The organism is Burkholderia sp. M6-3 (assembly GCF_050858985.1).
Classification (GTDB): domain Bacteria; phylum Pseudomonadota; class Gammaproteobacteria; order Burkholderiales; family Burkholderiaceae; genus Paraburkholderia; species Paraburkholderia caledonica.
In genome coordinates this window covers 210,816-237,731 of sequence record NZ_CP110091.1, presented here as the reverse complement: position 1 = coordinate 237,731, position 26,916 = coordinate 210,816, and the positions used below count along the sequence as shown (strand labels likewise).

23 protein-coding genes, 1 tRNA gene and 1 riboswitch are annotated in these 26,916 nt (G+C 59.7%); of the genes, 9 read left to right on the top strand and 15 right to left on the bottom strand.

Annotated elements, in window-relative coordinates:
• Nucleotides 1–393: 393 nt before the first annotated feature.
• On the top strand, nt 394–1,038 hold the full coding sequence (locus OH764_RS18375; RefSeq protein WP_020068920.1) for a helix-turn-helix domain-containing protein: 645 nt from the start codon (nt 394–396) through the stop codon (nt 1,036–1,038).
• Between the two features lie 2 nt (nt 1,039–1,040).
• Here the strand turns inward: OH764_RS18375 and OH764_RS18370 are convergent, their stop codons facing one another.
• Nucleotides 1,041–2,174, bottom strand: a complete 1,134-nt coding sequence (locus tag OH764_RS18370) for a 4-hydroxyphenylpyruvate dioxygenase family protein (protein WP_498850231.1) — start codon at nt 2,172–2,174, stop codon at nt 1,041–1,043.
• A gap of 235 nt (nt 2,175–2,409) precedes the next feature.
• The gene (pcaQ, locus tag OH764_RS18365; RefSeq protein ID WP_498850230.1) at nt 2,410–3,408 is read right to left on the bottom strand and encodes a type 2 periplasmic-binding domain-containing protein; all 999 of its coding nucleotides are present in this window, start codon (nt 3,406–3,408) and stop codon (nt 2,410–2,412) included.
• A gap of 106 nt (nt 3,409–3,514) precedes the next feature.
• On the opposite strand from pcaQ, the gene pcaH reads away from it, so the two are divergent.
• Entirely contained in the window at nt 3,515–4,219 is a 705-nt protein-coding gene (pcaH, locus tag OH764_RS18360; protein WP_498850229.1) for a protocatechuate 3,4-dioxygenase subunit beta, read from the top strand.
• A 3-nt stretch (nt 4,220–4,222) separates the two neighbouring features.
• Nucleotides 4,223–4,810, top strand: coding sequence for a protocatechuate 3,4-dioxygenase subunit alpha (gene pcaG / locus OH764_RS18355; RefSeq protein ID WP_498850228.1), 588 nt, complete (start codon nt 4,223–4,225; stop codon nt 4,808–4,810).
• Between the two features lie 146 nt (nt 4,811–4,956).
• On the opposite strand, the gene OH764_RS18350 is transcribed toward pcaG, so the two are convergent.
• The gene (locus tag OH764_RS18350; RefSeq protein ID WP_498850227.1) at nt 4,957–6,150 is read right to left on the bottom strand and encodes a serine hydrolase family protein; all 1,194 of its coding nucleotides are present in this window, start codon (nt 6,148–6,150) and stop codon (nt 4,957–4,959) included.
• A 337-nt stretch (nt 6,151–6,487) separates the two neighbouring features.
• On the opposite strand from OH764_RS18350, the gene OH764_RS18345 reads away from it, so the two are divergent.
• From OH764_RS18345 to OH764_RS18330, 4 genes are all read left to right on the top strand, one after another.
• Nucleotides 6,488–7,123, top strand: a complete 636-nt coding sequence (locus OH764_RS18345) for a LysE family translocator (RefSeq protein WP_498850226.1) — start codon at nt 6,488–6,490, stop codon at nt 7,121–7,123.
• A gap of 307 nt (nt 7,124–7,430) precedes the next feature.
• On the top strand, nt 7,431–7,634 hold the full coding sequence (locus OH764_RS18340; protein ID WP_006047703.1) for a cold-shock protein: 204 nt from the start codon (nt 7,431–7,433) through the stop codon (nt 7,632–7,634).
• Between the two features lie 288 nt (nt 7,635–7,922).
• Nucleotides 7,923–8,147 carry a hypothetical protein gene (locus tag OH764_RS18335; protein ID WP_128586615.1) on the top strand — a complete coding sequence of 75 codons (225 nt, stop codon included), beginning with the start codon at nt 7,923–7,925 and terminating at the stop codon, nt 8,145–8,147.
• Between the two features lie 323 nt (nt 8,148–8,470).
• Nucleotides 8,471–8,938: a hypothetical protein gene (locus tag OH764_RS18330; RefSeq protein WP_498850225.1), complete on the top strand. Its 468-nt coding sequence runs from the start codon at nt 8,471–8,473 to the stop codon at nt 8,936–8,938.
• 205 nt (nt 8,939–9,143) lie between these two features.
• Here OH764_RS18330 and OH764_RS18325 read toward each other — a convergent pair whose 3' ends face one another.
• The 10 genes from OH764_RS18325 to OH764_RS18280 all read right to left on the bottom strand — a co-directional run bounded on the left by OH764_RS18325 (nt 9,144) and on the right by OH764_RS18280 (nt 21,357).
• The gene (locus tag OH764_RS18325; RefSeq protein WP_498850224.1) at nt 9,144–9,827 is read right to left on the bottom strand and encodes an HD domain-containing protein; all 684 of its coding nucleotides are present in this window, start codon (nt 9,825–9,827) and stop codon (nt 9,144–9,146) included.
• A 773-nt stretch (nt 9,828–10,600) separates the two neighbouring features.
• Nucleotides 10,601–12,415, bottom strand: coding sequence for an allophanate hydrolase (gene atzF, locus OH764_RS18320; RefSeq protein WP_498850223.1), 1,815 nt, complete (start codon nt 12,413–12,415; stop codon nt 10,601–10,603).
• Nucleotides 12,416–12,433: 18 nt separating this feature from the next.
• On the bottom strand, nt 12,434–16,033 hold the full coding sequence (uca, locus tag OH764_RS18315; RefSeq protein ID WP_498850222.1) for an acetyl-CoA carboxylase biotin carboxylase subunit family protein: 3,600 nt from the start codon (nt 16,031–16,033) through the stop codon (nt 12,434–12,436).
• Nucleotides 16,034–16,205: 172 nt separating this feature from the next.
• Nucleotides 16,206–16,847 (bottom strand): urea carboxylase-associated family protein, encoded by a 642-nt coding sequence (locus tag OH764_RS18310; RefSeq protein ID WP_498850221.1) that lies wholly within the window; start codon nt 16,845–16,847, stop codon nt 16,206–16,208.
• Nucleotides 16,848–16,861: 14 nt separating this feature from the next.
• A complete protein-coding gene (locus OH764_RS18305; protein ID WP_498850220.1) occupies nt 16,862–17,566 on the bottom strand; it encodes an urea carboxylase-associated family protein in 705 nt (234 codons plus the stop codon).
• A gap of 13 nt (nt 17,567–17,579) precedes the next feature.
• A complete protein-coding gene (locus OH764_RS18300) occupies nt 17,580–18,371 on the bottom strand; it encodes an ABC transporter ATP-binding protein (RefSeq protein WP_498850219.1) in 792 nt (263 codons plus the stop codon).
• Nucleotides 18,368–19,183 (bottom strand): ABC transporter permease, encoded by an 816-nt coding sequence (locus tag OH764_RS18295; protein ID WP_498850218.1) that lies wholly within the window; start codon nt 19,181–19,183, stop codon nt 18,368–18,370. Before OH764_RS18295 ends, OH764_RS18300 begins: the two co-directional genes overlap by 4 nt.
• A gap of 33 nt (nt 19,184–19,216) precedes the next feature.
• Nucleotides 19,217–20,287, bottom strand: a complete 1,071-nt coding sequence (locus OH764_RS18290) for a putative urea ABC transporter substrate-binding protein (protein WP_408415355.1) — start codon at nt 20,285–20,287, stop codon at nt 19,217–19,219.
• A 58-nt stretch (nt 20,288–20,345) separates the two neighbouring features.
• A riboswitch (guanidine-I (ykkC/yxkD leader) is annotated at nt 20,346–20,445 on the bottom strand.
• A gap of 203 nt (nt 20,446–20,648) precedes the next feature.
• Nucleotides 20,649–20,724: transfer RNA gene (locus OH764_RS18285), tRNA-Lys, on the bottom strand.
• Between the two features lie 63 nt (nt 20,725–20,787).
• Nucleotides 20,788–21,357 carry an Hsp20/alpha crystallin family protein gene (locus OH764_RS18280; RefSeq protein WP_394340546.1) on the bottom strand — a complete coding sequence of 190 codons (570 nt, stop codon included), beginning with the start codon at nt 21,355–21,357 and terminating at the stop codon, nt 20,788–20,790.
• 450 nt (nt 21,358–21,807) lie between these two features.
• On the opposite strand from OH764_RS18280, the gene OH764_RS18275 reads away from it, so the two are divergent.
• The gene (locus tag OH764_RS18275) at nt 21,808–22,068 is read left to right on the top strand and encodes a hypothetical protein (RefSeq protein ID WP_110404407.1); all 261 of its coding nucleotides are present in this window, start codon (nt 21,808–21,810) and stop codon (nt 22,066–22,068) included.
• 6 nt (nt 22,069–22,074) lie between these two features.
• Here the strand turns inward: OH764_RS18275 and OH764_RS18270 are convergent, their stop codons facing one another.
• Complete coding sequence (locus OH764_RS18270) at nt 22,075–24,210, bottom strand: hypothetical protein (protein WP_498850217.1); 2,136 nt, start codon at nt 24,208–24,210, stop codon at nt 22,075–22,077.
• 301 nt (nt 24,211–24,511) lie between these two features.
• Here OH764_RS18270 and OH764_RS18265 point away from each other — a divergent pair, with 301 nt between their 5' ends.
• Nucleotides 24,512–25,801, top strand: a complete 1,290-nt coding sequence (locus OH764_RS18265; protein WP_498850216.1) for an MFS transporter — start codon at nt 24,512–24,514, stop codon at nt 25,799–25,801.
• A gap of 42 nt (nt 25,802–25,843) precedes the next feature.
• Here the strand turns inward: OH764_RS18265 and OH764_RS18260 are convergent, their stop codons facing one another.
• On the bottom strand, nt 25,844–26,836 hold the full coding sequence (locus OH764_RS18260) for a LacI family DNA-binding transcriptional regulator (RefSeq protein ID WP_110404409.1): 993 nt from the start codon (nt 26,834–26,836) through the stop codon (nt 25,844–25,846).
• Nucleotides 26,837–26,916 lie beyond the last annotated feature (80 nt).

Genomic DNA, 26,916 nt, shown 5'->3' with positions numbered 1-26,916 from the left:
CTTCCGATTCTGCGACATGAGGGTTTATCTTCTTGTTGCTATTTTTAGTTTGAGCATCGTAATACATTGGGACAATAAATCAATCCACGCACGGGTTTTTAACCTAAGTTAATGCACATGACGACGGGCATATCAAATCGCGCCGAGTCAGTTTTATGTCATTGAAAGGTTTTTAAACAGCCTTTGGTAACAACGATCGAAATGCCGCAGAGTGGAGCCTATTAAGCGCTGAACGCCCCGCACCCCCTGTTTCCAATCAGAAAGTCCGAGGACCGTCCGTGATCGCACCGACAGCCAACTCGGCAGCCGAGGCGCTAACTTCACGATCCGCGCTAAATGTTATTATCGGAAACAGAAACCACCGCTCAGGTAGCAACGAAAGCAGCAGACCTCATGGACACCCAGATCACCAAGCCCGCTGAACCCTCGACGACCGATCTTGGCCGTCGCGTCCGCGCTGCCCGCCAGTCGCAGGATCTGACGCTCGAAACGGCGAGCCGCCTATGCGGCGTTTCTCGCTCGACCCTATCGAAAGTGGAAAACGGCCTCATGTCCCCGACTTTCGACGTCCTGCAAAAGATCGTTCTCGGGTTGAAGATCGAAATCGGCGAGTTATTCGGATCGATGCCCAAAGTGAGCGCAAGCGGACGTCGCGCGCTGACGCGCAAAGGCGAAGGGCAACGTCACGCGTATCGCGGCTATCAGATGGAGTTGCTTGCGACCGACCTCGCGCACAAAGCAATGCTGCCGTTCCGAATCCGCATCTCGGCACACACGCTGGATGCGTTCGACGACTGGGGCCGTCACGAAGGCGAAGAGTTTTTGTACGTGATCAGCGGCAGCGTGTGCCTTCACTCCGAGTTGTACGCCCCTACACATCTGAACGCTGGCGACAGCCTGTACTTCGACAGCCGCACCGGCCACGCCGCAGTCTCGACAAGTGAAGAGGATGCCGAAGTATTGTGGATGGCGACCAGCGCCGACATTCCGCAAGCACCGGCCGTCAACGAATCGCCGAAAAAGCAGCGCGAAATCTGACCTTAGGCGCCGGCTTGCTCGCGCGCCCGCGCGAGCGCGCTGAGGTTACCTTCACCGAATCCATGATGTCCCTGGCGTTGCACGATCTCGAAGAAAATCTCGCCGGCACCGCGACGCACGAAGGTCTGAAAAAACAGCAGCGGCACACCGTCCGGGCCGATCTCCCCATCCACCAGAACGTGCGTGCGCTTTAGCCGCTCGACGTCGAGGCCGTGTCCGGGCAACCGCGCGTCCAGCTGCTCGTAATAGCGTGGAGGCGGCTCGACGAATTCGACGCCGTTTGCAAGCAACTGCTCGACGCACGCAAATATGTTGTCTGTGGCGAGCGCGAGGTGCTGCACGCCCTCGCCCGGGTGATCCGGCAAATACTCGTGCATCAGGTCGGTCCGGCGCGTGCCCTCCTCATACAGCGGGATGCGGATCGCGCCGCACGGCGACACCATCACGCGCGATTCGGCCGACACATGCCAGTTCGCGTGCAGTTCATGAATCTCGCGGAAGTTGAGCAGGTCGCGGTAAAAGTCGAGCCACTCCTGCATGCGACCCTCGCCGACCGTTTGCGTCAGATGATCCACAGCGACAAGGCCCGTGCCTGCATGGCTGAGGTCGGCGTGCGCCGTGTCGATCTGGATCGGACGGAAGTCGATGTCGAAGATCGAGATATCGCCAAGGCCGCCGCGTTGCCCCCCGCGCCCACGCCAACGGTCGACAAAGTAGATATGCGAATCGCCAATGCCTTGAATTGCGGGGATCAGCAACTCGCCGGCGCCGATCCTCTCGCCTTCGAAAGCCCACGCACCGAGTTCGATTGCGCGGTCGAAAGCGCGTTGCGCGTCGGCCACACGAATGCCGATCGCGCAAATTCCCGCGCCGTACTCCTCGGCATAGCGCGCAGCAAATGAATCGGGTTCCGCGTTGATCAGAAAATTCATTTCGCCCTGCCGGAACAGAGTGACGTCTTTGCTGATGTGGCGTGCGATTGCCTTGAAGCCGAGCTTCGTGAACGTCTCGCCCAGCGCCTGCGGATCGCGCGAGGCAAACTCCACGAATTCCAGGCCGGCCGTGCCGAGCGGATTGTGCTCAGGCGCCGCCACGGCGCGAAGCGCGGCGTCTGGAGTGGGCAAGTCGCTAGGCATAGCAGTCTCCTTGTACTGTCTTACGACGCTGTTTCCAGTGTTTCCGATGTCTGTGCAACCCGTCTCGACTCGCAGCGCGGCGCTGCATCCCGCGGTCGGCGACGGCTTTTGCAACGTGTTTGTACACCGGCTAGCGTGACGTTCGCAACTTCATTTTGTACTGACTGGTTCACAGAACCGCAGCCGGCCTGCGCGCGCAGCTAATCGCGTAGCACCGCTCGCTGCGCTTCGCGCATCAAGTCGTCGGCGTTGTGCGGCGCGCACGCTTGCGTGCAGCGTTGCCCGCGGGCCTGCTTGCGCTCGCCGCCATTCGCAACTGAGCAACTTCTCGCACAGCGTCGATAAAAGCCCTTCCCACTGCTGACGGCTGCGTGTCCGAGCGCCGGATCAGGCCAACCGGCTCGCCAGTGCCCGCGAACGGCAACGGAAGACGCACAAGCATGCCGTGCGCCAGTTCGTACTCCACCGCGCCGAGCGGCACAAACCACACGGCGTCGTTCTCGAGCGTCAGCGCACGGCCGGTCGAGACCGACAACACTTCCACGAACGCCGACAGCGGCGGCACACCCCACGCGCTCAACAAACTTTCCGCCGACTGTCGGATCAGCGTTCCGAACGGCGGCAACACGACGGGAAAATCTTGCAATGCGGCCGAGGGCAAACCGGGCGCTGCATCGAGCGGATGCCCCGCGCGCACGACCGCAATTAGCGGTTCGGTGAACAACTGCTCGAAGCTGAGTCCCACCATGCGTTCGGGATCGGCTAGTCGCCCGATGGCAAATTCGATCGTGCCCGCTTTCAGGCGCTCGAGCAATTCAGGATTTGCGCCGGTTGCAAGGCGCACGATCACGCGTGGCCAAAGAGACGCGAAACGCTTGAGCACGGGCGGTATCAGTGCCGCCGCGACGGTCGGCAGAACCCCGACTTCGAGCGTGGCCGCGGCCGCGCCTTCCGCGCGCGCGAGCAGATCGACGCCCTGCCGCAACGCACTGACGCACGCGCTTGCATGGGGCATAAAGAGTTGCCCCTCCCGCGTCGGCACCGCTCCGTGACGGCCACGCTCAAAGAGTTTTACACCCAGAATGGTTTCGAGTTCCGCGACCGTCTTGGAGACGGCCGGCTGCGTAATCGAAAGGCTGTCAGCGGCCCGCTGGACGCTGCCGAATTGGGCTACGGCCAGAAAGCACTGTAAATGACGGAATTTGACGCGGCTGTCCGCGAGACTGCGTTGCATAACGGAAGGTTATACGAAAAGCGCCAAAACGTCATTTTTCATAACCGTTCAGTTTGGATAAAGTCCGTTAATAAGCCCTATCCCACAAATCCCCAAGGAGACACTGATGGACGATTCCTTTCTCAGCGCACGCGATTTCGCGTCGCATCCCGGATACATCTATCCCGGCTACGGTTCCTCCGTTAAACGCGGCCCGACACGTCCGTTGATTCCGCTGAAGGAGAAGCTGCGCGATCAGCGCGTGCCCGTCTACGGCACCGAGGACCTCGGCGCGCTCGACAGCGATCTGACGCGTAACGCGGTCCGTAACGGCGAACCGCTTGGCGAACGCATCATCGTGACGGGCCGTGTGCTGGATGACGGCGGACGTCCGGTGCGCAATACGCTCGTGGAAATCTGGCAGGCGAATGCGGCTGGCCGCTACGTGCATAAAATGGATCAGCACGACGCGCCACTCGATCCGAACTTTCTGGGCGCGGGACGTTGCATCACGGACAACGAAGGCCGCTATCGCTTTCTGACGATCAAGCCGGGCGCATATCCATGGGGCAATCATTCGAACGCGTGGCGCCCGAATCACATTCACTTCTCGCTGTTTGGCGAGCATTTCGGTTCGCGCCTCGTCACGCAGATGTATTTTCCCGGCGACCCGCTGCTGGCATTTGATCCGATTTTCCAGGGCACGCCTGAGCAGGCCCGTGATCGTCTGATTGCGAAATTTTCGCTCGACACCACGCAAGAGGCCTACGCGCTCGGCTACGACTTCGACATCGTGCTGCGCGGCCGTAACGAAACTCCGATGGAGCGCTAAGCCATGACCACTCTTAAGCAAACGCCCTCGCAGACGGTTGGACCGTATTTCGCGTACGGCCTGTGCCCGCAGCAGTACGATTTCGACTTCAAGAGCTTGTTCACGCCCGTGGTGGCCGACCGCGAAGCAGCCGGCGAGCACATCACGATCGTGGGACAGGTGTTCGACGGCGACGGCAAAGTGATCGGCGATGCCATGCTCGAAGTATCCCAGGTCGATGCCGATGGCCATTACCCCGAATCGCGCGAGGAAATCCTCAAGACCGGCTTTCGCGGCTTTGCGCGCGTCGGCACGGGCACGGACCCGCAAAAGCGGTTTGTCGTCGAGACGGTGAAACCGGGCCGCGTGAGCCCCGACGAGGCGCCCCATTTAAACGTCATCGTGACGATGCGCGGCATGCTGCTTCACACGTTCACGCGCATCTATTTCGAGGACGAAGCGCAAGCCAACGAGCGCGACCCCGTGCTGGCGGCAGTTCCGGCAGACCGGCGTGAAACCCTGATCGCGCGCCGCGAGCCGAACACCGCCAACGTGTATCGCTTCGACATCTATATGCAAGGCGACAAGGAAACGGTTTTTTTCGACATGTAACGCGAATCCCCTACACTTTCGCAAAGCTTTCACCTAGACTGAAGGTGATCCGTCTAGCGACTGGATCGCGAAACTCCGAGTAGTTGAGCCCGCCTTGCGCGGGCTTTTTTTTGCGTCTGCAGAAAAGTGCGGGCTTGAGTGATTAGTCAGCGCAATGAGCAACGCAGCCAGCGGCGAATCGTGATCACGTCCGCCATGTGATCGCGCGGACCTGGTGCGCCCAGCACGACAATGTCGATGGGCCTGCCATGCACGATCATTCGCACGACGACGCAGTGCCCCGCTTCGTTAATGAAGTCTGTTTTCTGCAAAACAATCGACCGGTCGCCGCCCCGCACGAGCGCATTCGAGTTGTGATAACTCAAACGCGTGCGCGGTCCACCGGGAAACACTAACTGATCCCGGTCGGTCGAATAAGCGCGGATCAACGAATAGCGGCTAGCGGCAGCCACGAGGCGAGCAAGATCTCGCGCCGTCGATACGTTTTGCGGCGACAGCCCCGTGCCATTCACGAACCGCGTATGCCGCATGCCGAGTGCGCGCGCCTTTGCATTCATTGCGGCGACAAAGCTCGGCCGGCCGCCGGCGTAATCGCGGCTCAACGCGGCGGCAGCGCGATTCTCCGACGACATCAGCGCGATATGCAGCATGTCATCGCGCGGCAGAACCGAACCGACGGTAAGCCGTGAGCCGGTGAATTTGTCGAAGTCCTGATCCTGAACGGTAACGTTGAGCGGCGCCGTCAACGAGGGCCTTGCATCGAGAGACACAACGGCCGTCATTAGTTTGGATATCGAAGCAATTGGCATGACGCGATCGGCCTGCTTTTCGGTGAGCACCGTTTGCGTTCTTTCATCGACAACGAAGACTGAACTCGACCTTAGCAATGCGCGTGACCTGGGCGTATATCCGCAGCGAGGCAAAAGACGAAGGCCCGCATGCTTCGTATGAGCCGAAAGCGTTGCATTAGCCACCACGCGTGCGGCCGGCGCAGACCGCCGGTTGCGACGCGCCGCCAGTTTGGCAGCGCGTCCTGAAGCGCGCGACTCGCGTGCGGCGCGCGAAGCCTGACGACGCGACTTGGGCGCGAGCTTGCTGACGTGCAGTGAACGCTCGTCGTCGGTGACATGCTTGCGCTTGCGTGTGACGCGCCGCCGCGTCTCACCGGTGGTGACTTTTTTCACTTTACGCGCGGAGCTAAGCGAAGAATGCGGTGGAGACTCGTGAGTCGCGCCGAATGTCCAGCCGATGCTCAGCCACAAGAGGCCAAATATCGCGATATAACGGAGCCAGGCAAGAGAACCAAAAGCAAATGTAGGAGTTTGTGGGCGGTATAGCATGCAACTTCAGGTTCTGTGCCGCGTGCGCCGGTAATTCGGAGAACGGCATTGGCGCACCGTCAGCAACGGCTCGTAGATATCATGGAAGATCGCTCGCACGATCAAAGGCGCCTGTATCAAGCGGAATGCGTCGCGATAGCAGGATTGCATCCGCCTGACTCAGTGTTCGAAGGCAGCTTCAACATATCGAAACCAATTCTAGCATTCGCATAATGCTGCTTGCAGCGAGCGCGTAGGTCATTACACTGCTCGTACTGCTTGTCAGATGAGAGCCAGCGCTCTCATGCTATGTTTGGACAACACGCTCTATTCATATGCAATCGACGGAGGCACTGCCATGCCAGCATCAACCGCCATTCTCACCATTCTCGCCGCGCTGTTATTAGGCGCAATGAGCCCGGGACCGAGCTTTGTCATCGTCGCGCGCAATGCGATCGGTCTATCTCGCGGCGACGGTCTTGCCACGGCGCTCGGCATGGGCATTGGCGGGGTCTTTTTTAGCGGCATTGCGCTGCTCGGCTTATATACGTTGCTCGCCACCGTCGAATGGCTTTACATCGGGCTCAAAGTAGCCGGCGGGCTTTATCTAATCTATCTCGCCTCGAAGATCTGGCGCGGCGCCGCCAAACCACTCGCGTTCGACGCCACGCAAACCGTTACCACGAATCCGCGCAAATCTTTCTGGATCGGCCTTAGTACCCAACTGAGCAATCCGAAGACGGCGGTCTATTACGGCAGTATCTTCGCGGCGCTGTTGCCGCAACATCCGCCGCTGTGGTGCTACTTTGCATTGCCGCCCGCGATCTTCGCCATCGAAGCAGGCTGGTACACGGTCGTTGCGCTGTGCTTTTCGAGCCGGCGTCCGAGCGAAATCTACTTGCAATGGAAGGCGTGGATCGATCGTGTCGCCGCAAGCGCAGTGGCAGCGCTTGGCTTGCGTCTGATTGTGACCGCGCACAAGGTCGGCATCTAAACCATCCTCGCGCCAGCCGCGTTCTGATGGTCGCGGCGACGAAGTGAAGGGAATGGCAAGCCGCTAACGGGGTCGCATTGCGGCGCCTTCGCCCAACTCAGTGGAGCCGCCCGAAAGGACAGTTACAAGTTAACTGTTGACGCTGGTGTGTCGGAGCGGTTACTGTGGCACCCGAAGTTCAAGAAGTTCGATTGCTGTTCATCAATGTCTCGCTCTCTCAGCGGTATTCGTTGTCCTCTCCCTCCTTGACGCTTCTAACGCTCCTTCACAGAGCACATTTTCAATTTTATTTCCTCAAGGATTCTTCATGGATACCGGTACCGTTAAGTGGTTCAACGACAGCAAAGGCTTTGGCTTCATCACCCCGGACAAGGGCGGCGACGACCTGTTCGCGCACTTCTCCGAAATCAGCGGCAACGGCTTCAAGACGCTCGCTGAAAATCAGAAGGTGAGCTTCGAAACGAAGCAAGGCCCGAAGGGTCTGCAAGCGGCCAACATCACGCCGCTGTAAGCTAGTTTGAAGGGCTCGGTGTCCGGCAACGGACATCGGGCTGCAGCGACATCCTCGCGGAGATTTGTCTCCCACAGTTGGCGCAAATCGCTTTTGAGTTGCATATATCAGGCAGCTCGCTCAAGCGCCAATCGCCTCGTTGCTCCTCATTCTCCCCTCGGCTTAAACGCCCTCTTTAGCTTTCCGACTGCGTTCTGATTCGGCTCGCAATGGCTTTGAATCGACTCGTCCGCGCGACTCAATAGAAGTTCGCACGGCAGGCGCACTCGCACATTATTAAAATATAAAATGCAAAACCAACAAATTCATCTTTACAACGGCTATGCCATCAAACCATCGGCGCATCGCTTGCCCGACGGTACATTCTCGTCCAACCTTTTGCTCGAGCGCGCCGACAGCGCACGCACTGAAGGGCTTTACCAGTTCTATTCGCTCGACTACTTCACCGACGAAGAACAGGCATTGCAGCACTCCGCGCGTTGGGCGCACGAGTGGGTCGATACACGCGGTTAACGCACACTTAGCGCGGCGAAACCGACCGCGAAATGCCTGCGTCTCGCAAATGGAGTTCAGGCGAACTCTTTGGCCGTTATCATGACGGCTACATCTGATATTCATTTCAGCGCAAGCAACTCTTCCTTCAAGCGGTCGCTCAGATCGCTATCCCGCCTGCACTGGCACTCCGACGTCAAGAAACTGGCGCGTCCGGGAACATCGCATTAGCGATATGCCTCCCGGCTTTATTTGCGGTGGGTCTGCGGCAGTCGAGCCGGCCTGCGGCATCGCAGCGCCTGCGGAGCCGAACTGGACATTGACGAGCGGTTTCGAGAGCACAGGTGGGGTTCCGCTATACGGCCACGTCGGGAAGCGGAACGTACAGCGCGAAGCAAACCTTGAACGGCAGCTATGTCGCCAACGGCCAAACGGTGAACCTGGCATTGAACTACAATCCGGCGAACGCGCTTGCCGTCACGCAATCGAGCGTAACGGGAACGTGGGCGCAAAGTGGGACGACGCTGACCATCGACGCCGCCGGCGGCTTCACCGGGAACCTTTCCGGCTGCGCCGTCGCCGGGACGCTGACATTGACGACGCCGGGTTCGAACAAGAACCTCTACACGATGACGGTCAGCGGCACCACGAGTACCTGCGTGCTGGCTTCCGGAACGACTTACTCCGGTAATGCAGCTATCACGTTCCTGCCCGTTACAGGCAGCACGACGCTGTATCAACGTTCGATCGTCTATCTCATCAAGGCAGCCGATAACTCGGTGATCGCCTATGGCCAGGTGACGAAGCAGTAAGCCGTTCGTGGGACGCAGCAGCTCGGCAAATTCTCCGGCTGCTGCTTGGCTGCTTTCGGAGGAACTGAGGTTCGCTTTGCGCGGACCTCAGTTCTCCGTATCTCTTTCTAATGTCTTCGCCGAAAGACAGAGATCTTTCTGACCTGCAGTTTCGCGAATCGCGCGCGATCATCGTGCTTACATTACGCGTTAGTCATGCATGTGCTCAACCATGCTTATGCGCCGGGTCGTTGCAAGTGCACGCGTAATTCGAATCGTTCCACGCATTCCCAAGAATGATGCTGCAGAAGTTCTTGCGACGGAAACTGACGTCCTTCAGCGCAAGCACGTCGTCGTTGACAGTCCCAAAGGTCGAGTCAGGGCGGTGCTTCATTCCATCGTTAAAGGCATTGATAATCTGCTCCTTGAAGTTCTCCCCGCGAGGGTGAGCAGCGACCACCACCTTGCGCTGCTCCTCGGTGAACTCGTCGAATGCAAAGCCGAGCACGTCCATCTCGACGCCTGCCGTCACCAGTTGAACCACCGGCTTCTTGAATGGCGGGATGCCCGGCGTGGTATGCAACGCGATCGCGTCCCACACGAGGTCGACATCTCCTTCGGGAATACCGTGCTGCTCGAGAAAGCTACGCGCTGCATTCGCGCTGTCCACCTCGAAGCGGTTCTGGGACGTTCTGAATTGTTCGGTAAGCCCCATGTCGTGGAACATTGCACCGATGTACAGAAGCTCTGGGTCATACTTCAATTGCTTGCGCTCACCCGTGAGAGCGCCGAAAAGAAACACGCGAGTCGAGTGATGGAAAAGCAGGTCCGACTCCGTGTCGCGAACGAGTTCCGTGGCCGCACGCGCCAATTTGCTGTCGGGGATCTTGATTCCTGCAATCGTCGTCATGTTCGTTGCTCCAATATCCGCCTGGTCGAACCGCACGCCTTACGGACGGCTCAGCAAGCTATGTTGAGAATCGGGACGTTCCTTCCCGGGAGTTCGAATTGCCAGCCTTTCACCGCGTTGATCCGGCCGGTGTATCCATCGCCGAGTACTTCGTCCAAGGGAAAAACACAAGCCAAGTATCGGATGGCGACACCCGACTTTCAATTCGATTGATGCTTGGAACACGGCCAACAAAACAGTGTTTTCTGCCAAGGCCGATGGGTACAGGCCCGGCGGCTACAAACAGGACGAAGTCCGGCAACGCTCGGATCATTTTGAGGACGCAGAAGCGTGGACAAGCCGCACAGAATCGCGTTGAGTCATGCTTTGCGAGCCGGCGTGCTGCACTTGAGCCGTTATCGCGCGCGCGATAGCAGCCTCCGCTAGTCAGTCACATTCAATAGCGAGTTACTCATGACGACCAAAATCGTTGCATTCTGAGGCAGCACACGAAGCGGATCGGTCAATCAAACAGCGTCTGGATATCGCCGCGGAAGCAGCGGTACGCGCGGGCGCGCAAGTCGTCAGTATTCGCCTGAGCGACTATGCGCTGCCGATGTACGATGGCGACCTGGAAAGTCAGACCGGACTTCCTGATAACGCGCGCATTGCATCTCCGGAGTACAACGGCGGAACGGCAAACTGCATGGGGCACGCAAACGATGCTTTTTCGATGGCAGCAACGAACTAGGACGAGAAGATATGTGTTCCGGTACGAGGCGTAGGCACCGCAGTCAAGCGTCGAGGGCGCGCTCATTGGCAAGCCATGCGCGCCATCCGCCGAATTCGGAGATGTCGGTGCCCGCCTGAACGCCATACGGTTCGCACAGGAAACCGGTCACCCACGAGCCATCTGCCAGTTCGATCTTGCCGAGAGCCAGCGGCGACGGAATCGTCGCGATGAATGAGCCGAACTCCGAGGCAGGCATCTTCCAGACTTCGACCTCGACTTTCACGCCGCCATCGCCCATTCTCCATAGCCCCGGACGCCGCGTGCCATCTGGCGACGCTGGCAACGCTGCGAGCCGATAGCGCGGCGCCGTCTGCGTGGACTGCTGCAAAATCGCGCCGCGAGAAAGCAGGTCCTTATTCAGCGGTAAGCCTTGCATGTGAGCGCCGCATACCGCGAGGAGCATTCGATCGTTCGTCGCCTTGCGCTCCTCCGACAGCGCTATCGTGTTTCCACCAACGCATTCGACGCCGCTCGTCCGTTGCAACAAGTCCGCAATGCCCAACAAATATTGGTCCGTAAACGCGCGCCCGAAAACGGTCACGCCCCACGGAAGCCCATTCTTCATGAATGCGGTCGGTGTGGCGACAGCCGCGTAGTCCAACAGGTTCATGAAGTTCGTGTAGTAACCGAGCAATGAGTTCGGCCCGATCGGATCCTGCTCCAGTTCGGCAAGCGTCACAGGGCGCGGATAGGTCGGCGTGAGGACGCAGTCGAGTGTGTCAATCAATGCATCGCAACGAGCCTTCAACGCCTGAAGACGATATTGCGCCTGGAACAATTCGACAGCGGTTGCGCCCGGCGCCTTGGCGAGCACGTCGCGAATGACAGGCAGCACCGCGTCAGGCGTTGTCGACATCAATTCGCCCACCACGCTGTAACGCTCCGCGACCCACGGCCCCTGATAAAGAAGATTTGCAGCTTCAACGAACGGGGCAAAGTCGATCTCGACAGCCTCGCCTCCTGCTGCCTCAAGCATTGCGCGAGCCTTGGCGAATAGCGCCGGACTCTCTGTACATCCCGCGAATTCCAGTTGCGAAGGAACGCCGAATCGGAAAGCGGCCGGCGCGCCAAAGGCTCGCGCGGAATTCCACTGCGGATTCTTGCGACTGTATGCGTCGCGAGGATCGGTGAGCGCTGTCAGCGAGAGCAGTTCGCTCGCCTCTTCTGCTGTGGCAGTAAAGAACGTGACGCAATCGAGAGTGCGGCAAGCGGGCACTACGCCCGCGGTCGACAGAATACCTTTGGTCGGTTTGAGTCCGATGAGATTGTTTAGTCCCGCAGGCACGCGGCCGGAACCGGCCGTGTCGGTACCCAGTGCGAAACTGGCCACACCGAGCGCAACAGCCAACGACGATCCAGCGCTCGAACCGCCGGAGGGATAATCGGGATGCACGCTGTTGCGGCACTTTCCATAAGGCGAGCGAGTGCCGTTGAGACCGGTAGCGAACTGATCGAGATTGGTCTTCCCGAGCGGGATGGCGCCGAGTGCAATCAGTTGCGCGACCAGCGTCGCCGACTCAGTAGGCGTGTACGCAAAAGCTGGGCACGCAGCCGTGGTCTCAATACCGGCGAGGTCGATGTTGTCCTTGATGGCGAATGGAATGCCGTAAAGCGGCAGGCTCTCGATGTCCTGCCGATCGAGCCAATCGAGGTATGGCGCGACTTCTTCTTCGGTCAAAAGATGGATGAACAGGTTGAACTCTGCATTGAGCCTTGCGGCTTTCCGCAGAAGCTCATTGACGAGAGTACGAGGCGCAAGGGTTCCGGCACGGTAAGCATTCCGCAGTGCCGGAAGGCGCAGGTCAAATGACGACATGTCTGTGTGTCCTCGTATTTAATGACGTTCAATGACTGCAATCCGCTGCCCGGCGCGCACAGGCGAGCCCGGACCCACGTAAATCTCGCCGACGGTTCCGGCGCAGGGTGCACAAACGGATATTTCCATTTTCATCGACTCGATAATAAGCAGTATGTCGTCTGCGGCAACCACGTCGCCGGGCTTCACCTTTACCTGCCAGAGGCTCCCGGCGATCTCGCTGTCGACTGACACCTCGCCGTCCTCCAGAGGCGCCAGTTGAGCGTCTTCGGCCACGGGCGCCTCGATTGCCTCTTCCGATGTGCCCGCTTCTCGCCAGCGTTCACGCTCGGCTTCGAATGCTGCCTGTTGCCGGGACCGGAACTCTTCGATGCTGGTCGATTCGCTCGCAAGGAACGCCTGATAGTCCGGCAGAGATAGCTCCGACTCCTCGATCCGCAACGGGTAGCGTCCGAGCGGAAAGTCAGCGCGAATGCGCAGCAGTTCTTCCGCCGAGACTTCGTAGAAGCGGATCTGGTCAAAGAAACGCAGCAAGTAGGGCTGCCCGCCAAAGTCCGCGACCTTCCGATAGCGATTCCACATTTGCAGCGTGCGACCGACGAATTGATAGCCTCCGGGCCCTTCCATTCCATAGACGCACAGATACGCGCCGCCGATGCCCACCGAATTCTCCGCGGTCCAGGTCCGCGCCGGGTTGTACTTGGTCGTCACGAGACGGTGACGCGGATCGAGCGGCGTCGCGACCGGTGCGCCCAGATACACGTCGCCGAGCCCCATCACGAGATAATTCGCGTCAAAGACGATGCGCCTGACTGCGTCGATAGACTCGAGATCGTTGATGCGGCGAATGAATTCGAGGTTGCTCGGACACCACGGTGCGTCTTTGCGCACCGTCGTCATGTACTTTTCGATCGCGAGTTGACACGCGGGGTCGTCCCACGAAAGAGGAATGTGGACGACGCGCGACGGAACGCGAAGGTCCTTCATCAACAGGACTTGCTCCCAGGCCTCCTCTACGATGCCAAGCAGTTGCGCAAGAGATAAATCTTCGGGCCGATAATGAATCTGAAGCGAACGTATTCCTGGCGTGAGATCGATCACGCCCGGCAGCACTTTCGCTTCGAGTGCCTGCATCAGCGCATGCCCGCGAAAACGCGACACGAGGTCGAGTTCCGGCGGCCCAATCTCCAGCAGAAGATGTGTGTCGCCGGACAAGCGTGCCACGAGCCTTTCATCGGCAGCGCCCGAGTCGAGAACAATGGGAGACGTCAGCGACGAGCGTCTTTCGACTGGCACGCATTGCACAATCTCAAGGCTCTCCAGCTCTCGGGTACGCTCGCGTGCAGCTTCGCGTGCATGTTCGATTTCCACGGGCACGAAACGAACCTTGTCGCCTGCCTTGAGCTGGCCGATGTGCCACAGGTCTGCTTCGATAATCGTCACCGGACACACAAAGCCACCCAGACTCGGACCGTCTGGCCCGAGAATCACAGGCATGTCACCGGTGAAATCGACGGCACCGACTGCATAAGGATTGTCGTGAATATTCGACGGATGCAGCCCGGCTTCTCCACCGTCTTCACGCGCCCACTCCGGCTTCGGTCCAATGAGGCGCACGCCGGTGCGACTCGAATTGAAATGTATTTCCCACTCCGTATCGAGGAACTGCTCGATATAACGGGCACTGAAGTACTCCGGCGCGCCGTGCGGACCGTAGATCACGCGTATCGTGCGAACGCTTTCCAGCTTCGGCACATTGGAGAGCGCCGCGCCAGCTTGCGTATCCTGCAGCGGATAAAGATGAAGCACGTCGCCCGCGCGAACGGCGCGGCCACCATGCCCACCGAACTGGCCCAGCGTGAAAGTACTGCGACTCCCCAGATACAGCGCAACGTCGAAGCCGCCGCGCACACACAGATATGCGCGCGCACCGCCGCCCCGGATCGTACCGAGCGCCAGCACTGAACCCGCCGGCACAAAGACGCTGGTATTCAGCGGTTGCGTTACGTCGTCCAGCAGCACTGGAATCTCTGCACCCGTAACCGCGACAACCGCGTCGGTGTTGAATCTTAGCGTCGGCCCGCTCATTGTGATTTCGAGAGCAGCCGCTTCCGGCGCGTTGCCGAGCAGGCGATTGCCGAGCCGCATCGCGCGGTCGTCCATGGGACCCGACGGCGGTATGCCCACTGCCCAGAAACCCTGTCGGCCGGGGAAATCCTGCACCGTGGTCTGGGTGCCGCCACTGACCACTTCGATCGTACTCGCTCGATACTTCAGGCCTTCCAGGCAGCGGGTCCACGGTTCTCCAGACGCAAAAGGCTCGTCGTCGATAATCTGGCGCAAGTAGTCGCGGTTTGTTTCGACGCCAAAGATACGGGTTTTCTGCAACGCATCGTTCAGCGCGTGTCGCGCCTCTTCGCGCGTCGGCGACCACGCGATGATCTTTGCGAGCATCGGATCGAAGTACGGCGGCACTTCGCAGCCCGATTCAATCCACGTATCGATACGCAGCGCACTTCCGTCGGCCTGCGGAAAAGCCACATCGGTGAGTAGGCCCGGACTCGGTATGAAATCGCTGCCCGGGTCTTCAGCGTAGAGTCGCGCCTGAATCGCATGGCCTCGCGGTGTGAGACCTGCGGCGAGTTCATTCAGCGGCGCGAGCGTTCCTGCTGCCAACTCGATCATCCAGCGAACGAGGTCGACGCCCCAAACCTGCTCGGTCACACCATGCTCGACCTGCAGACGTGTGTTCACCTCCAGAAAGTAAAACTGCTGAGCGGTGCTGTCGTACACGAATTCCACCGTACCGGCAGAGCGATAATCGACCGCCTTTGCAAGCTTGACGGCAGCGTCACACAATGCCTCTGCGATCCCTTCCGGCAAGCAAGGCGCAGGAGTTTCCTCGAGCACCTTCTGATTGCGTCGCTGCACCGAGCAGTCGCGGACACCGAGCGCAATCGCGTCCCCCTTTCCATCGCCGAAAACCTGCACTTCGAGATGTCTGGCTCTTTCGATGTATTTCTCGAGAAACACGCCTGAATCGCTGAAGTTGTTCTCGCCAAGGCGTTTGACCGCATCGAAATGCGCACTGAGCTCGTCCGCATGCCAACAGACTCGCATGCCGATACCGCCGCCGCCGGCCGTGCTTTTCAACATCACTGGATAGCCAATGGATTCAGCTGCGTTGAGTGCCGTCGGCAAGTCTTCCAGCAAACCGGTGCCGTTGAGCATCGGCACACCCTGATTGCCCGCAATCTCCCGAGCCGTATGTTTAAGACCGAATGCTCGCAACTGTGCGGGCGTTGGGCCGATGAAGGCGATGCCCGCGGCTTCACATGCTTCGCCGAAAGCTGCGTTCTCGGACAGGAACCCATATCCTGGATGAATAGCCTGCACGCCTTCGCGGCGAGCAATCTCGAGGATCTTCGCCGAATCCAGGTAGGTGATCGCTGCGGGGCCGTCGCCCAATTCGTGCGCAATCGGCGCTTCGCTCACATGACGGCTCGCCCTGTCGGCCTCCGAAAAAACGGAGACTCCGGTCACATTGAGTTCGCGCAACGTTCTGAGGATGCGGCAAGCGATTGCACCGCGATTGGCGATGAGGATCTTCTCAAACATGGGAGGAACCCGGATTCAAAGGCGGGCCGTCCCGCCGTGGGAATTTGCAGCCGCGGTCGTCCACGGCCGAAGTCGCATCAGCGATTTGCCAGATTCAGTTGTTCGCGAGTGCAAGTCACGCAGCGTCCGGAGCGCACCAGCAAGAGGAAGTAGATAAAACTGCGAACGCGCTTCAGTCCCATATCAGCAACTCCGCGGGCGTAGGGTTGTAGGCATTGCACGGGTTGTTCAACTGCGGGCAGTTCGAAATCAGCACGATGACGTCCATCTCCGCGCGCAACTCGACGTACTTGCCCGGCGCCGAAATGCCGTCTTCAAACGTAAGACCGCCTTCGGCAGTGACAGGCACGTTCATGAAGAAGTTGACGTTCGCACCGACGTCCTGCTTGGAAAGACGGCCGTCGTGCGCACAAGCACGCAGGAAGTTGTCGCGGCAGCTGTGCATGTAACGCTTTTCCAGCGCATAACGAACCGTGTTGCTCTCCTGCGCACAGGCACCGCCGAGCGTATCGTGGCGGCCGCAGGTGTCGGCAACGATGGTCAACATCGCGTTGCCGCGATTCGAGTACAGAACCGAACCGACCGTCAGATACAGGCTTTTCTGACGCCGCAGCGTGCGTTGCGGGTCGAATCGCTCGCGAGGGTCGGCGAGACTATAGAAAAGCGTGTCGACCGCCTGATTGCCTTCGAGATCGACGATGCGCAATGTACTCCCGGCCTTCACCTCGTGAAGCCACGGTTCGCCCGCCGCGACGGTCTGGCGGAAAGCCGCAGTTTCCGGACGTTTGTCACTGACAACAAGTGCGCTGGTCATGAGTAGCCCCCCGCTCAGAGAAAGAATCGTTCGGTGTTGATAAAGCCGCGCACGTTCTCATCGCATGCGGTGCGACATATTTCGGCCACGCTCGGGTCCGCCTCGCTCAATTCCAGCTTCACAGGCTTCGGCGAATATTCGGGGTTTGGGTCGAGCGGATGCTGGATCGCAGTCAGCACGACCAACGTGTTCATCGGCGCATACAGGTCGACGTAATCGCCGGCCTTCGAGTTGCCCTTCACGAAGCTGAGAGTTCCGTCGTCGCTAACGTCCACACGACTGAAGAGGTTCAGCGTCATCAGCAAGTCGGAGATGGTGAGCCCCCACTTGCTCATCTCGACGAGCAGGTTGTCCGTGCCGTTGCGATAGAAAGCGTTGCGCAACTCCTGGTAGCGCCCGCTGCCGTATCGCTCGAAGACCTCGTCAGCGTTCGACACCCCGCCGATGCTGTCATGCCAGCCGCACGTGTCTGCCACGATCGCGGCGAGTACGCGGCCCATGTCCGAATACAGGCAGTGGCCGGCAGTGAGCTTCGCAGTGTGCTGGCACTTCAACGAGTCAGGCAGGTTGAGACGCTCGCTCTTCTCCGTTGCATTGACCATCATGACGCTGACGTTTGCGCCACCGTGCAGGTCGGTCACGCGAAGCGACTGTCCGCGTTTGACGATGAGCGACGTATGACCGCCGCCGGGCACGGTTTCTTCAAGTAACAGATTCATATCCGGGTTCCCTTCAGTCCGAGATTGCTTCGAGACTCGACGCGCCTTGCACCGCCGCCCGGGCCAGGTGAACAGCGGACACGGATTCGCGGCTTCGGTCGAGCGGAATGTTGTAGGTAATGCGTGCCCCGTAAGCTCCGGGCGCTTGAGGGTCCACCCGAACCTTGTCGAAGACGAGTACGCGGCTGCCCAAGGTGAACCCTTCTTTCAGGTCATGCGTGACCATAAAGATGGTGAGCTTCGATTCGCGCCACAGGTCAGACAGCAACTCGTGCATGTCACGGCGAATGCCGGGATCAAGCGCGCCGAACGGCTCGTCGAGCAGCAGCACGCGGGGCTTCATCATCAGCGCCTGAGCGATTGCAAGGCGTTGCTGCATACCGCCGGAAAGCTGCTGCGGATACTTGTTAGCGGCGGCGCCAAGGCCCACACGTTCGAGCATCGCGACAGCCTCGTCGCGGGCCCGACGCCGTTGAGCGCCGAAGAGCCGCCCAGTGAACTTCGCTTGCGAAAGCTCCAGCCCGAGCGTCACATTGCGCAGCACAGTGAGATGGTCGAACACCGAGTAGCGTTGAAAAACCACGCCACGGTGTGCATCCGGCTCGCCCGGCAACGGTTGTCCGTCGAGCAGAATCTGGCCGCGCGTCGCTTGCTCCTGTCCCAACAGAAGTCGAAGAAACGTTGATTTGCCGCAACCCGACGCGCCGACCATCGAACAGAACTCGCCCTCTTTAACGGTCAGGTTCAGGCGTTCGAGCACAACCTGATCGCCATACTCTTTCCAGACGTTGCGAACTTCGATCATCGCGCGCCTCCGCCATACCAAGGGAAGCACCACTGCGTGATCCGGCGAAGCAGTTCGTCGGTGAGCCAGGCAAGCAGCGTAATCCACGCGACGTACGGCAGAATCAGGTCCATCGACAAATATCGGCGCACGAGGAAAATGCGGTAACCCAAACCATCGGTCGACGCAATCGCCTCGGCCGCGATGAGAAAGAGCCATGCGGCTCCGAGCGAAAGACGCATCGCCGCAAGCAGTCGCGGCAGAAGTTGCGGCAGTACGAGTCGCAAGATCAACGTCCAGCTCGTTGCGCCAAGCGTCTGAGCCTTGACCCACAACTCCGCTGGGATCTCTCGCGCGCGAGCATGCAAGTCCCGAATGATCATCGGCGTGATGCCGACGACGATGAGAACCACCTTCGACAATTCGTCGAGTCCAAACACAATGAAGAGAATCGGCAGCACCGCGAGCGGCGGCACCATCGAGATCACCGTGACGAAAGGCGATAGCGTTGCACTTATCACCGGAAACGAGCCCGTTGCCACGGCTACCACGAGAGCAATGACCGCACTGACGAGAAGGCCGATTCCGAGTCGTCTCAGGCTCGACAGCGTGTCGGCCCACAACAGGTACTCACCCGTGCGCTTGTCCTCGGTGAATGCGACTGCTTTCACCGCATCGCTCATTTGCGCCACGCCCGGCAGCAGCTTGTCATCGGGATTGAGCTTGAGCCGCTCGGCGGACCCCATGAAGTACACAACCAATAGCACGACGAACGGCAGCAGAAGTAGCATCAGGCCGCCGATCCGGCTCGGATGTCGATTGATCAATCTCATGGTGACCGCCTCTTTAAGCCGGGAATATCCGTGTCAGAGCTTGCCCGCGGCAGCCATCTCGACGTAGGTCGGGTCGAAACGAAGCTTGACGTTGTTCTTGTTGCCCACCACGACGTTTTTGTCGAACGCCATGCCCACGGCGTCCGCGCTGCGGGCATCCTGTCCGAGCAGACCATGGTCGAAGGAGAACTTTGCGACGCGCGTCATGATCTTCGGCATGTCAGGGCTGGTGACGAAATCCAGTGCGGCCTTCGGCGTGTAGAAAAGCGCCGTAGTCGAAAGCTGGCCTCTGAAGTTCGCGAGGTCGGTACCGGAGGCTTTTGCCATTGCAGTCAAAGCCGAGGTGCTTTCTGCCGAGTTGGTGTGCATCAACGCGACCATTTCGAACCAGGCCCCGGTCAGTGCTTTTCCGAGTGCGGGATTCGCCTGCAGCGTCTTCGTGTTGACGACCATCATGTCCATGATCTCGCCAGGAATCTTGCTGGAGTCGAAGACTTCGGTCACGTTGGGCTGTGCTCTCAGGTCGGCGAGCATCGGGTTCCACGTCACCGCGTTGTGGACGGCAGGCGTCGCGAAAGCGCCTGAAATATCGGCGTCGGACGTGTTCACTACCTTGAGGTCGCGCTCGCTCATATGCGCGCTTTCCAATGCGCGGGCGAGCAGGTAATGCGACACGGAGAACTGCACGAGATTGATCTGCTGTCCCTTCAGATCGGCAATCTGTTTGCCTTTGCCCTTCATGAGCACGCCGTCGTTGCCGTTCGAGTAGTCACTGACGATCAACGCTGTCGAATCAACACCGCCCGAAGCGGGAATGGTGAGCGCGTCCATATTGGTCATTGCACAGCCGTCGAACTTGCCGGCGGTGTACTGATTGATCGACTCGACGTAGTCGTTCAACTGCACGACATCGATGTTGATGCCGTATTTTTTGGCCCACTTGGAGACAATGCCTTGAGTCTTCGCCTGACCCCACGGCATCCAGCCCGCGTAGATGGTCCAGCAAACCTTGAAGTCGTTGCGGCCCGCGGCGAACGCGGCACTAGAGGCGAATGTGGCGAGGGAGATGGCGGCAATGCCAAGACAGCGAACGAGCTTGCGCATGAGGTTGACCTCGGAGGGGACGGTTAGCGACGGCAGGGAGCAGCGCAAACATCGCGTTCTCTCCCGGGCTTTTATCCCGCCGTGTAACCTCGCCTGAGGTCGACAGCTCTCGGACCAGCACCTGCGCGAAGCAGGCCGGAACCCTAGCCGTCCATTTCCAAATTGTTTGACGAACCGGATGATGCGCCGGCTCCTTGCCCACTCCCTTAAGCGGGAAGCGTGCCAACGAAGAAGTTGCTGCTTTTCCGCGCGTCAGGCGTTGTTTGTGCCCTCGCGCGGTGACGACCTGCACTGCGATGCGCCAACGCGCACTCTTTTCGGGCGCAGCGGCCCGGTTCCGGTCCGGTTAGCCGGAACTCGATGGTAGGCCGTGGCGGATTCGAACCGCCGACCAACGGATTAAAAGTCCGCTGCTCTACCAGCTGAGCTAACGGCCCGGTCCCCTCGCGCCTGTTCGCCGCCAGACGCTTATGACGCTCGGCGATGCAATTCCTATCGCGCTAGCCAATTTCAATGTTGCGGCTCGCGGCCCGCGTCGGCTCCTGCTTCGGTACGGTTAGAGTCAGCACGCCTTTGTCGAACCTGGCCAGCGTGCGCTCAGGATCGGCGTTCTCCGGCATGGGGATGGTGCGCACGAACCTTCCGTACGCCCGTTCGAGCCGATAGCAACCGTCTTCCTCGCTATGCACGTCCTGCTTCTTCTCGCCGCGCAATACGAGTGCGCCGTCCTCGGCGCTCACTGTCAGGTCGTCGCGCTCCATGCCGGGCAGTTCGACCGTCACGCGCAATATCTTGCCTTCGTCGACCACGTCGATACGCGGCTGGAAGCGCGACGAGCTGAAGTCGCCAAACCATCGCTCGAGCGCGCCGCGGCCTGCGAACGGATCGTGGAAGAACTCCTCGACGGCACGCCAGGAATCGCGAGGAAAGAGCCGCGAAATGTCAGGCCACGCCGCGCGCCATTGCTCGCTGGACGGCGGCGCCGAAGTATTTGCCGAGGCATTCTCCGCCTCGGGCTTGCGGCCCGTGCCGCGCAGAAACTTGAACGGGTTCCATTTTTTATCGCTCATGGTGTTGCTCCTTCGCCCTGTGGGGCGAACCGGACCACGCGCTCCAGCTCGCCGATCAGGGAAATCTACCCACTGACAAACAAATCGAAACACGCAGCGCATGCAACGCGACTGCTGAGCGAAAATAAAATAGGCCGACGGCCAAGGTTTTTCAAGTACGCGTTTCGCAAACGATACTGCGCGCCGGCTATCTCGTCAGCCGACAAATCTTGTTACAAACTCCCTCGTAACTACCCTCTTGAAGTCGCTCCGAGAAACCTTATTTCGCTTTCCGCCAGCATGCTGGCGACAAGTGCGGTCTCCGCGCCGGAACTCGATTATTGAAAAGTTTGGCTGGCATTGCCGTGTTTATATTTGGCACGGCTCCGGTCCGGCTCCGCTGTCGGTTCGCGACTGACGGAGCCGCTTTTTGCAACAGCCGCAGCCACCTTGAGTGAGGTTCGAATACCTATGGAACTGACGCTCACCATCGACTCGCGTCCGCTGACGCTGGAACTCGACGACGTCGTCGCCGGGCTCCTCGCAGTACGCCTGAACGTGCCCTCCGACACCGACACGCGCGCCGCGCTGTGCCGCTATCTGAGCGACGCAGGCGGCCCGTGGCTGCTCGACGAGAACCATATGCGCAAGCGCATCCTGCGGCGCCTGATACTCGACATAGCCGACCCTGCGCTGGTGATTCGCTATCTGATGATCGAGCAGCCCCACTGAACGACACTAGCTCGAGTACTTCAGGCTCCAGGCGAGCGTACGGTTGCCGCCCGCGTTCAGCGTGAAGGGCTGCGTGGTACACGCAAACTTCGAATGCAACTGGCCGATTGGTGTTGTCGACAAGGGATTAGCCACGCCGCCCGCTGTGTCGAAGTTCGACAGCGCGCAACCGTCGAAGCCGGTCGTGCCGTAAGCAGTCGCGCTGCTATTGGCGTAGTTGACCGAGAAGCCGTCGCTGCTGGCTGTCGTCTTCTGGAAATCGGCGAACGAAGTGAAATCCGTTTCGACGGCCAGATTGCCGGTCAGCGTTGCCGAGCTTAGCGTATCGGTTCGCGTCAGCGTACCGTGACCGAACGTGAGAACGGTGTGTGCCTGCAAATCGAGGTCGGTGGAAAACGCTGCGTTCTTTGTGGCTTGTCTGAACTTTGCGGTATCGAACGATACGATCACCTGGCCATTGCTTTGCGTGACGCTCAGATTTTTATAGTACGTGACCGGTATGTACGTCTTGCCGTTGTACGACACTTGCGGAATGAGCAGTGCATAGCCGAGGTCCGTCGTGCCGTAAATGAGCTTGTCGGAGAAAGGAACAGGGTAATACGGCGTGTACGAGTTGTAGTCTGGCGCCTGGCTCAGGTTCAGATTGATGACCCGATTGCCGTCGCGTACCGTGACAAGCGCCGCGCTGTACGGGTGCGCGGTATCGGTGGGCTGGTTGTACCAGGTGAGCGTATAGCGCGGCCTCGCATCGAGCCAGGCCTGGAAGTCGGAATCCGGCATAGGCGCCTTGCCGCCGAAGCCGAGCTTGCTCCACCACGCATCCACATACATGTACTGATGCAGCAGGCTGAAGTTCTCACCCATTACGCGCGGCTTGCCGCGGTATGTGTCGGTGCCACGGCCTTTGACCCACATATTCACCGAAGGAGTCGGCAACGTCGGGTCATACCAGAACGTCTCGTAGCGATGGGCCGCCTTATAGATGAACGTATAGGCAATCCGCATTTCCTGCGGCGTCAATACGCCCGCATTGGCCGCCGCCGTGAGCACTTCCATGAATGCGGAGTCGCCATAAGGACCGATGGAGCGCCCGTAGTTGAAGCCCGCACCGTCGGCATTCAATTGCGGAAGAATGAGATCCACCGATTTTCTCAAATAGCCCTTCAATTCCGGCGTGAGATTGGCCTCATTACCCATTTCCAGTGTGCGCTCCACCACTTCGCCGATTAGCAACGTGCTGTATCTGTCGAAACGCGCCTTGTCGTAATAAGTCGTGTGCGTGTTCGACGCTTCGTCGGAGAACCCGCCGGACGAATCGTTTCGAATATGGTTGGCGAGCGTGTACAACAAGGCATCGCGTGCGCTCATCGTCGCAACGGCCGGGTCGGTCGCAGACGAGAAAGTCGGATTGCTCCATCCGAGCTTTTGCCGTAGTCCTGCAATACCGTACGAGACAGCGTAATAGTTCTGCGCGGTGTTGAGCGATGCAACGTCGATCGGCACGCCGGCAGCAGGGCATGTGTTGGTTTTGCCGCTGGAGTCTGCGCCGAACATGTCGCAAAACGTCAGGCGGTTTTGCAGCGTAGCCAGCATCGCGTCGCTGAATACTTCATTCAGCATGCCGCGCGCCTTGAAATTGTTCAGGGTAACCAGGTAATAATATTCGCCCCACGACGTGTTCGCATACAGGTAATCCGCGCCGCTCGTCTGGCTCATCATCGCGGTGGTGATCTTCTGGTACGTCGCCAGGTAGTCCGCGTACTTCGGGTCGCCCTTGGCCTTCATATCGATCAGGATGTATGAAAGGCCGAGCGCCAGCTTGCCCGGCAGAAACTTGTCGCCGGTGTTGGTGTCGAGCACGTGTACCGGACTGCCGTCCCCGAGATCCATCACGACCTGCGTAAAGTCCGGCGCCTTTCTGATCAGGTCGAACAGCGCTCGCATCTGCCCCATCATCGTAATGGGCACATCGGTCCCGGCCGGGACGCTGGTATCGGTCGCCCCGTAGACGATTGAATGAAGAGAAGGCGTGGGCGCGGCGGCAGGCGGCTGGATCGTATCGCTGCCGCCTCCGCAGGCCGTCATGAGAAGTGTCAGCGCACTCGCGGCACACACGCCGCGTGGATCTAGTGGGGAACGCATGTTTGTCTCCTAATTGGAATTGGATGGAGCACAACTGGCCTCCGAACAACTCAAGAAAACGATTAACTTTTCGTCAGGACTGAATGCTCGCACCACTGCGGCCCCGCACACAACCCTAGGTAAACTCAGTACTGGAAAAGATCCCGCAAAGCTTCTATGCTTAGAAAAACGTTTTCCTAAATAGGTCCAAATCGTCGACTCGGTGCTGTTGCACTGCGTCGTACGTGACGGGCTTTGGGGCGCTCGTCGCCCGGCATATAAAGCGCGGCGCGACGAGCGAGGCTGCGCGACGGAGACATCCATGCAAACTGCTGTACTCGGTCTAGCCCGTACTGCCAGCCGCTATCGCTGGACGGTGTGCGCGCTGCTGTTCTTCGCGACGGTCATCAACTACATGGATCGGCAGATTCTCGGTCTGCTCGCGCCGCTGCTGCAGCACGACATCGGCTGGAGCCAGGTGCAGTACGGCCGCATCGTGATCGCGTTCTCCGCGTTTTATGCAGTGGGATTGCTGTGCTTCGGCCGGATCGTCGACTGGCTCGGCACGCGAATTTCCTACGCGCTTGCAATGCTCGTATGGAGCATTGCCGCGATGCTGCACGCCGCGGTAGGCTCGGTAACCGGCTTCGCAATGGTTCGCGCGTTGCTGGGCATAGGCGAGGGAGGCAATTTCCCGGCCGCAATCAAGACCACCGCCGAATGGTTCCCGCGGCGCGAGCGTGCGCTGGCAACCGGCATCTTCAACTCAGGCGCGAACATCGGCGCAGTGTTCGCGCCCGCGATCATCCCGCCGCTTGCACTGGCGTTCGGCTGGCGCTCGGCGTTCGTGATCATCGGCGCGCTGGGCATTGTCTGGCTCGCCGTATGGTTCGCTTTTTACCGCTCGGCTGAACCGCGTTCACACGACGACGATCTCGAAGAAGCCCGCGACGAAGTCGAAGCGCTCGATGCCGCCAACGCCAACGCCCGCGCGCCCGGTTGGGGCGTGCTGATCCGCAAGCGGCAGACCTGGGCGTTCCTGATCGGCAAGTTTTTGACCGATCCGGTGTGGTGGTTTTATCTGTTCTGGCTGCCGAAGTGGCTCAACGAGTCGCGCGGCATGGACATGCAGCACATCGGCCTGCCGCTCGTTTGTATCTATGCGATGACGACCGTGGGCAGCATCGGCGGCGGCTGGCTTTCGTCGGCGTTGCTACGTGCAGGCTGGAGCGTGAACGCCGCGCGCAAAACGGCGATGTTCATCTGCGCGTGTTGCGTGTTGCCCATCGCGTTCGTCTCGCAGGTGGACAACCTATGGGGCGCGGTTGCGATCGTCGGCCTCGCGGCAGCAGCGCATCAGGGCTGGTCCGCCAATCTCTTCACCACGGCGTCGGACCTCTTTCCGAAGCGCGCGCTTGGCGCGGTTGTCGGCATCGGCGGGATGGCTGGTTCGATTGGCGGCGTGCTGTTTTCGGAAGTGATCGGACAGGTGCTGCAACGCACCGGTCACTACTGGGTGCTGTTCGCGATCGGCGCGCTTGCCTATCTCATCGCGTTTGCCGTGATGCACATGCTGACGCCGCGCATGGCGCCGGCGAAGTTCGAAGCGTGAATGTGTGAATGCGCGAAACCGCGAGTGAGACCGCGACGCGTGTCAGCCGCAGGCCGCCGTCGATTCACGGACGATGAGCCTCGGCTCGAACATCGAATGTCCTGTGTCGGCGTGGCCCGCAAGTGCGTCGATCAGTTTCTGCATCGCGAGCTCGCCCATCTTCTCGCTTTGAATATCGACCGTGGTCAGCGCCGGCGCTGCGTATTCGCCGTACGGAACGTTGTCGACGCCGGTTACGGACAACTCCTGCGGCACCTTGATACCCAGCGACGCGGCCTCTTTCATGAAGCCAAGCGCGATCAGGTCGTTATAGCAGATCACCGCATGCGGCCTGCGCGGGCCGAGCATGACGCGCGAACATGCGTGTTCGCCGGCATGAGAGGTCGGCGCATGCGCGTCGTAGACATCGAGCGTCAGACCCGCTTCTTCGAGACACTCGCGCGCGCCGCGAATCCGCTCGTCGTTGATACGTGCCTGTCCAAAGCCGAGGTAAGCAATTTGTCGATGACCGAGATTTAGCAGATGCCGCGCGAGCATGTAGGTGGCGAGCCGGTTGTCGATGCCCACACTCGGAATCGGCAACGTATCGCTGTGCCGCAGCAGCACGAGTGGCTTGCCGAGATCGAGCAACCATTGCGACTCGCTGTCGGACATGCGCGAACTGAGGATCAGCCCGTCCACGCGCTGCGCAAGCGCTTCGATCAACGGCCGTTCGCGCGCCTGATTTTCGTCGGTATCGACGAGCAGCAGCGTGTAATCGTGGCGCAGCGCAATGCGGTTCGCGCCCTTCACGACGTTGGTGAAGTGCGGATTGCTGATGTCGAGAATCGTCAGCCCGATTGCGCGCGTGCGGCCGGTGATCATGGATCGTGCGAGCGGGTTCGAACGGTAGCCGAGTTCTTCGATCGCGGCCTTCAGTCGAGCCTCGACCGGCGCGGAGAAGCGTTGCGCGCCGTTCATGTACTTCGACACGGTTGCGACCGAGACACCCGCAGCGGCAGCGACATCGCGAATGGTCGGAGAAAGTTTTTTCATCCCGAAGGTAACGTTTTCTCTTTGTTAACCGATTGTCGCAGAAAAGACCTGATATGCGGGCCCTTCCGACACCCCGAAAA

What these genes read in the sequence shown, in the direction of transcription:
- OH764_RS18375 (WP_020068920.1), top strand. Translation starts at nt 394, where the DNA reads ATGGACACCCAGATCACCAAGCCCGCTGAACCCTCGACGACCGATCTT.
- OH764_RS18370 (WP_498850231.1), bottom strand. Translation starts at nt 2,174, where the DNA reads ATGCCTAGCGACTTGCCCACTCCAGACGCCGCGCTTCGCGCCGTGGCG.
- pcaQ (WP_498850230.1), bottom strand. Translation starts at nt 3,408, where the DNA reads ATGCAACGCAGTCTCGCGGACAGCCGCGTCAAATTCCGTCATTTACAG.
- pcaH (WP_498850229.1), top strand. Translation starts at nt 3,515, where the DNA reads ATGGACGATTCCTTTCTCAGCGCACGCGATTTCGCGTCGCATCCCGGA.
- pcaG (WP_498850228.1), top strand. Translation starts at nt 4,223, where the DNA reads ATGACCACTCTTAAGCAAACGCCCTCGCAGACGGTTGGACCGTATTTC.
- OH764_RS18350 (WP_498850227.1), bottom strand. Translation starts at nt 6,150, where the DNA reads ATGCTATACCGCCCACAAACTCCTACATTTGCTTTTGGTTCTCTTGCC.
- OH764_RS18345 (WP_498850226.1), top strand. Translation starts at nt 6,488, where the DNA reads ATGCCAGCATCAACCGCCATTCTCACCATTCTCGCCGCGCTGTTATTA.
- OH764_RS18340 (WP_006047703.1), top strand. Translation starts at nt 7,431, where the DNA reads ATGGATACCGGTACCGTTAAGTGGTTCAACGACAGCAAAGGCTTTGGC.
- OH764_RS18335 (WP_128586615.1), top strand. Translation starts at nt 7,923, where the DNA reads ATGCAAAACCAACAAATTCATCTTTACAACGGCTATGCCATCAAACCA.
- OH764_RS18325 (WP_498850224.1), bottom strand. Translation starts at nt 9,827, where the DNA reads ATGACGACGATTGCAGGAATCAAGATCCCCGACAGCAAATTGGCGCGT.
- atzF (WP_498850223.1), bottom strand. Translation starts at nt 12,415, where the DNA reads ATGTCGTCATTTGACCTGCGCCTTCCGGCACTGCGGAATGCTTACCGT.
- uca (WP_498850222.1), bottom strand. Translation starts at nt 16,033, where the DNA reads ATGTTTGAGAAGATCCTCATCGCCAATCGCGGTGCAATCGCTTGCCGC.
- OH764_RS18310 (WP_498850221.1), bottom strand. Translation starts at nt 16,847, where the DNA reads ATGACCAGCGCACTTGTTGTCAGTGACAAACGTCCGGAAACTGCGGCT.
- OH764_RS18305 (WP_498850220.1), bottom strand. Translation starts at nt 17,566, where the DNA reads ATGAATCTGTTACTTGAAGAAACCGTGCCCGGCGGCGGTCATACGTCG.
- OH764_RS18300 (WP_498850219.1), bottom strand. Translation starts at nt 18,371, where the DNA reads ATGATCGAAGTTCGCAACGTCTGGAAAGAGTATGGCGATCAGGTTGTG.
- OH764_RS18295 (WP_498850218.1), bottom strand. Translation starts at nt 19,183, where the DNA reads ATGAGATTGATCAATCGACATCCGAGCCGGATCGGCGGCCTGATGCTA.
- OH764_RS18290 (WP_408415355.1), bottom strand. Translation starts at nt 20,287, where the DNA reads ATGCGCAAGCTCGTTCGCTGTCTTGGCATTGCCGCCATCTCCCTCGCC.
- OH764_RS18280 (WP_394340546.1), bottom strand. Translation starts at nt 21,357, where the DNA reads ATGAGCGATAAAAAATGGAACCCGTTCAAGTTTCTGCGCGGCACGGGC.
- OH764_RS18275 (WP_110404407.1), top strand. Translation starts at nt 21,808, where the DNA reads ATGGAACTGACGCTCACCATCGACTCGCGTCCGCTGACGCTGGAACTC.
- OH764_RS18270 (WP_498850217.1), bottom strand. Translation starts at nt 24,210, where the DNA reads ATGCGTTCCCCACTAGATCCACGCGGCGTGTGTGCCGCGAGTGCGCTG.
- OH764_RS18265 (WP_498850216.1), top strand. Translation starts at nt 24,512, where the DNA reads ATGCAAACTGCTGTACTCGGTCTAGCCCGTACTGCCAGCCGCTATCGC.
- OH764_RS18260 (WP_110404409.1), bottom strand. Translation starts at nt 26,836, where the DNA reads ATGAAAAAACTTTCTCCGACCATTCGCGATGTCGCTGCCGCTGCGGGT.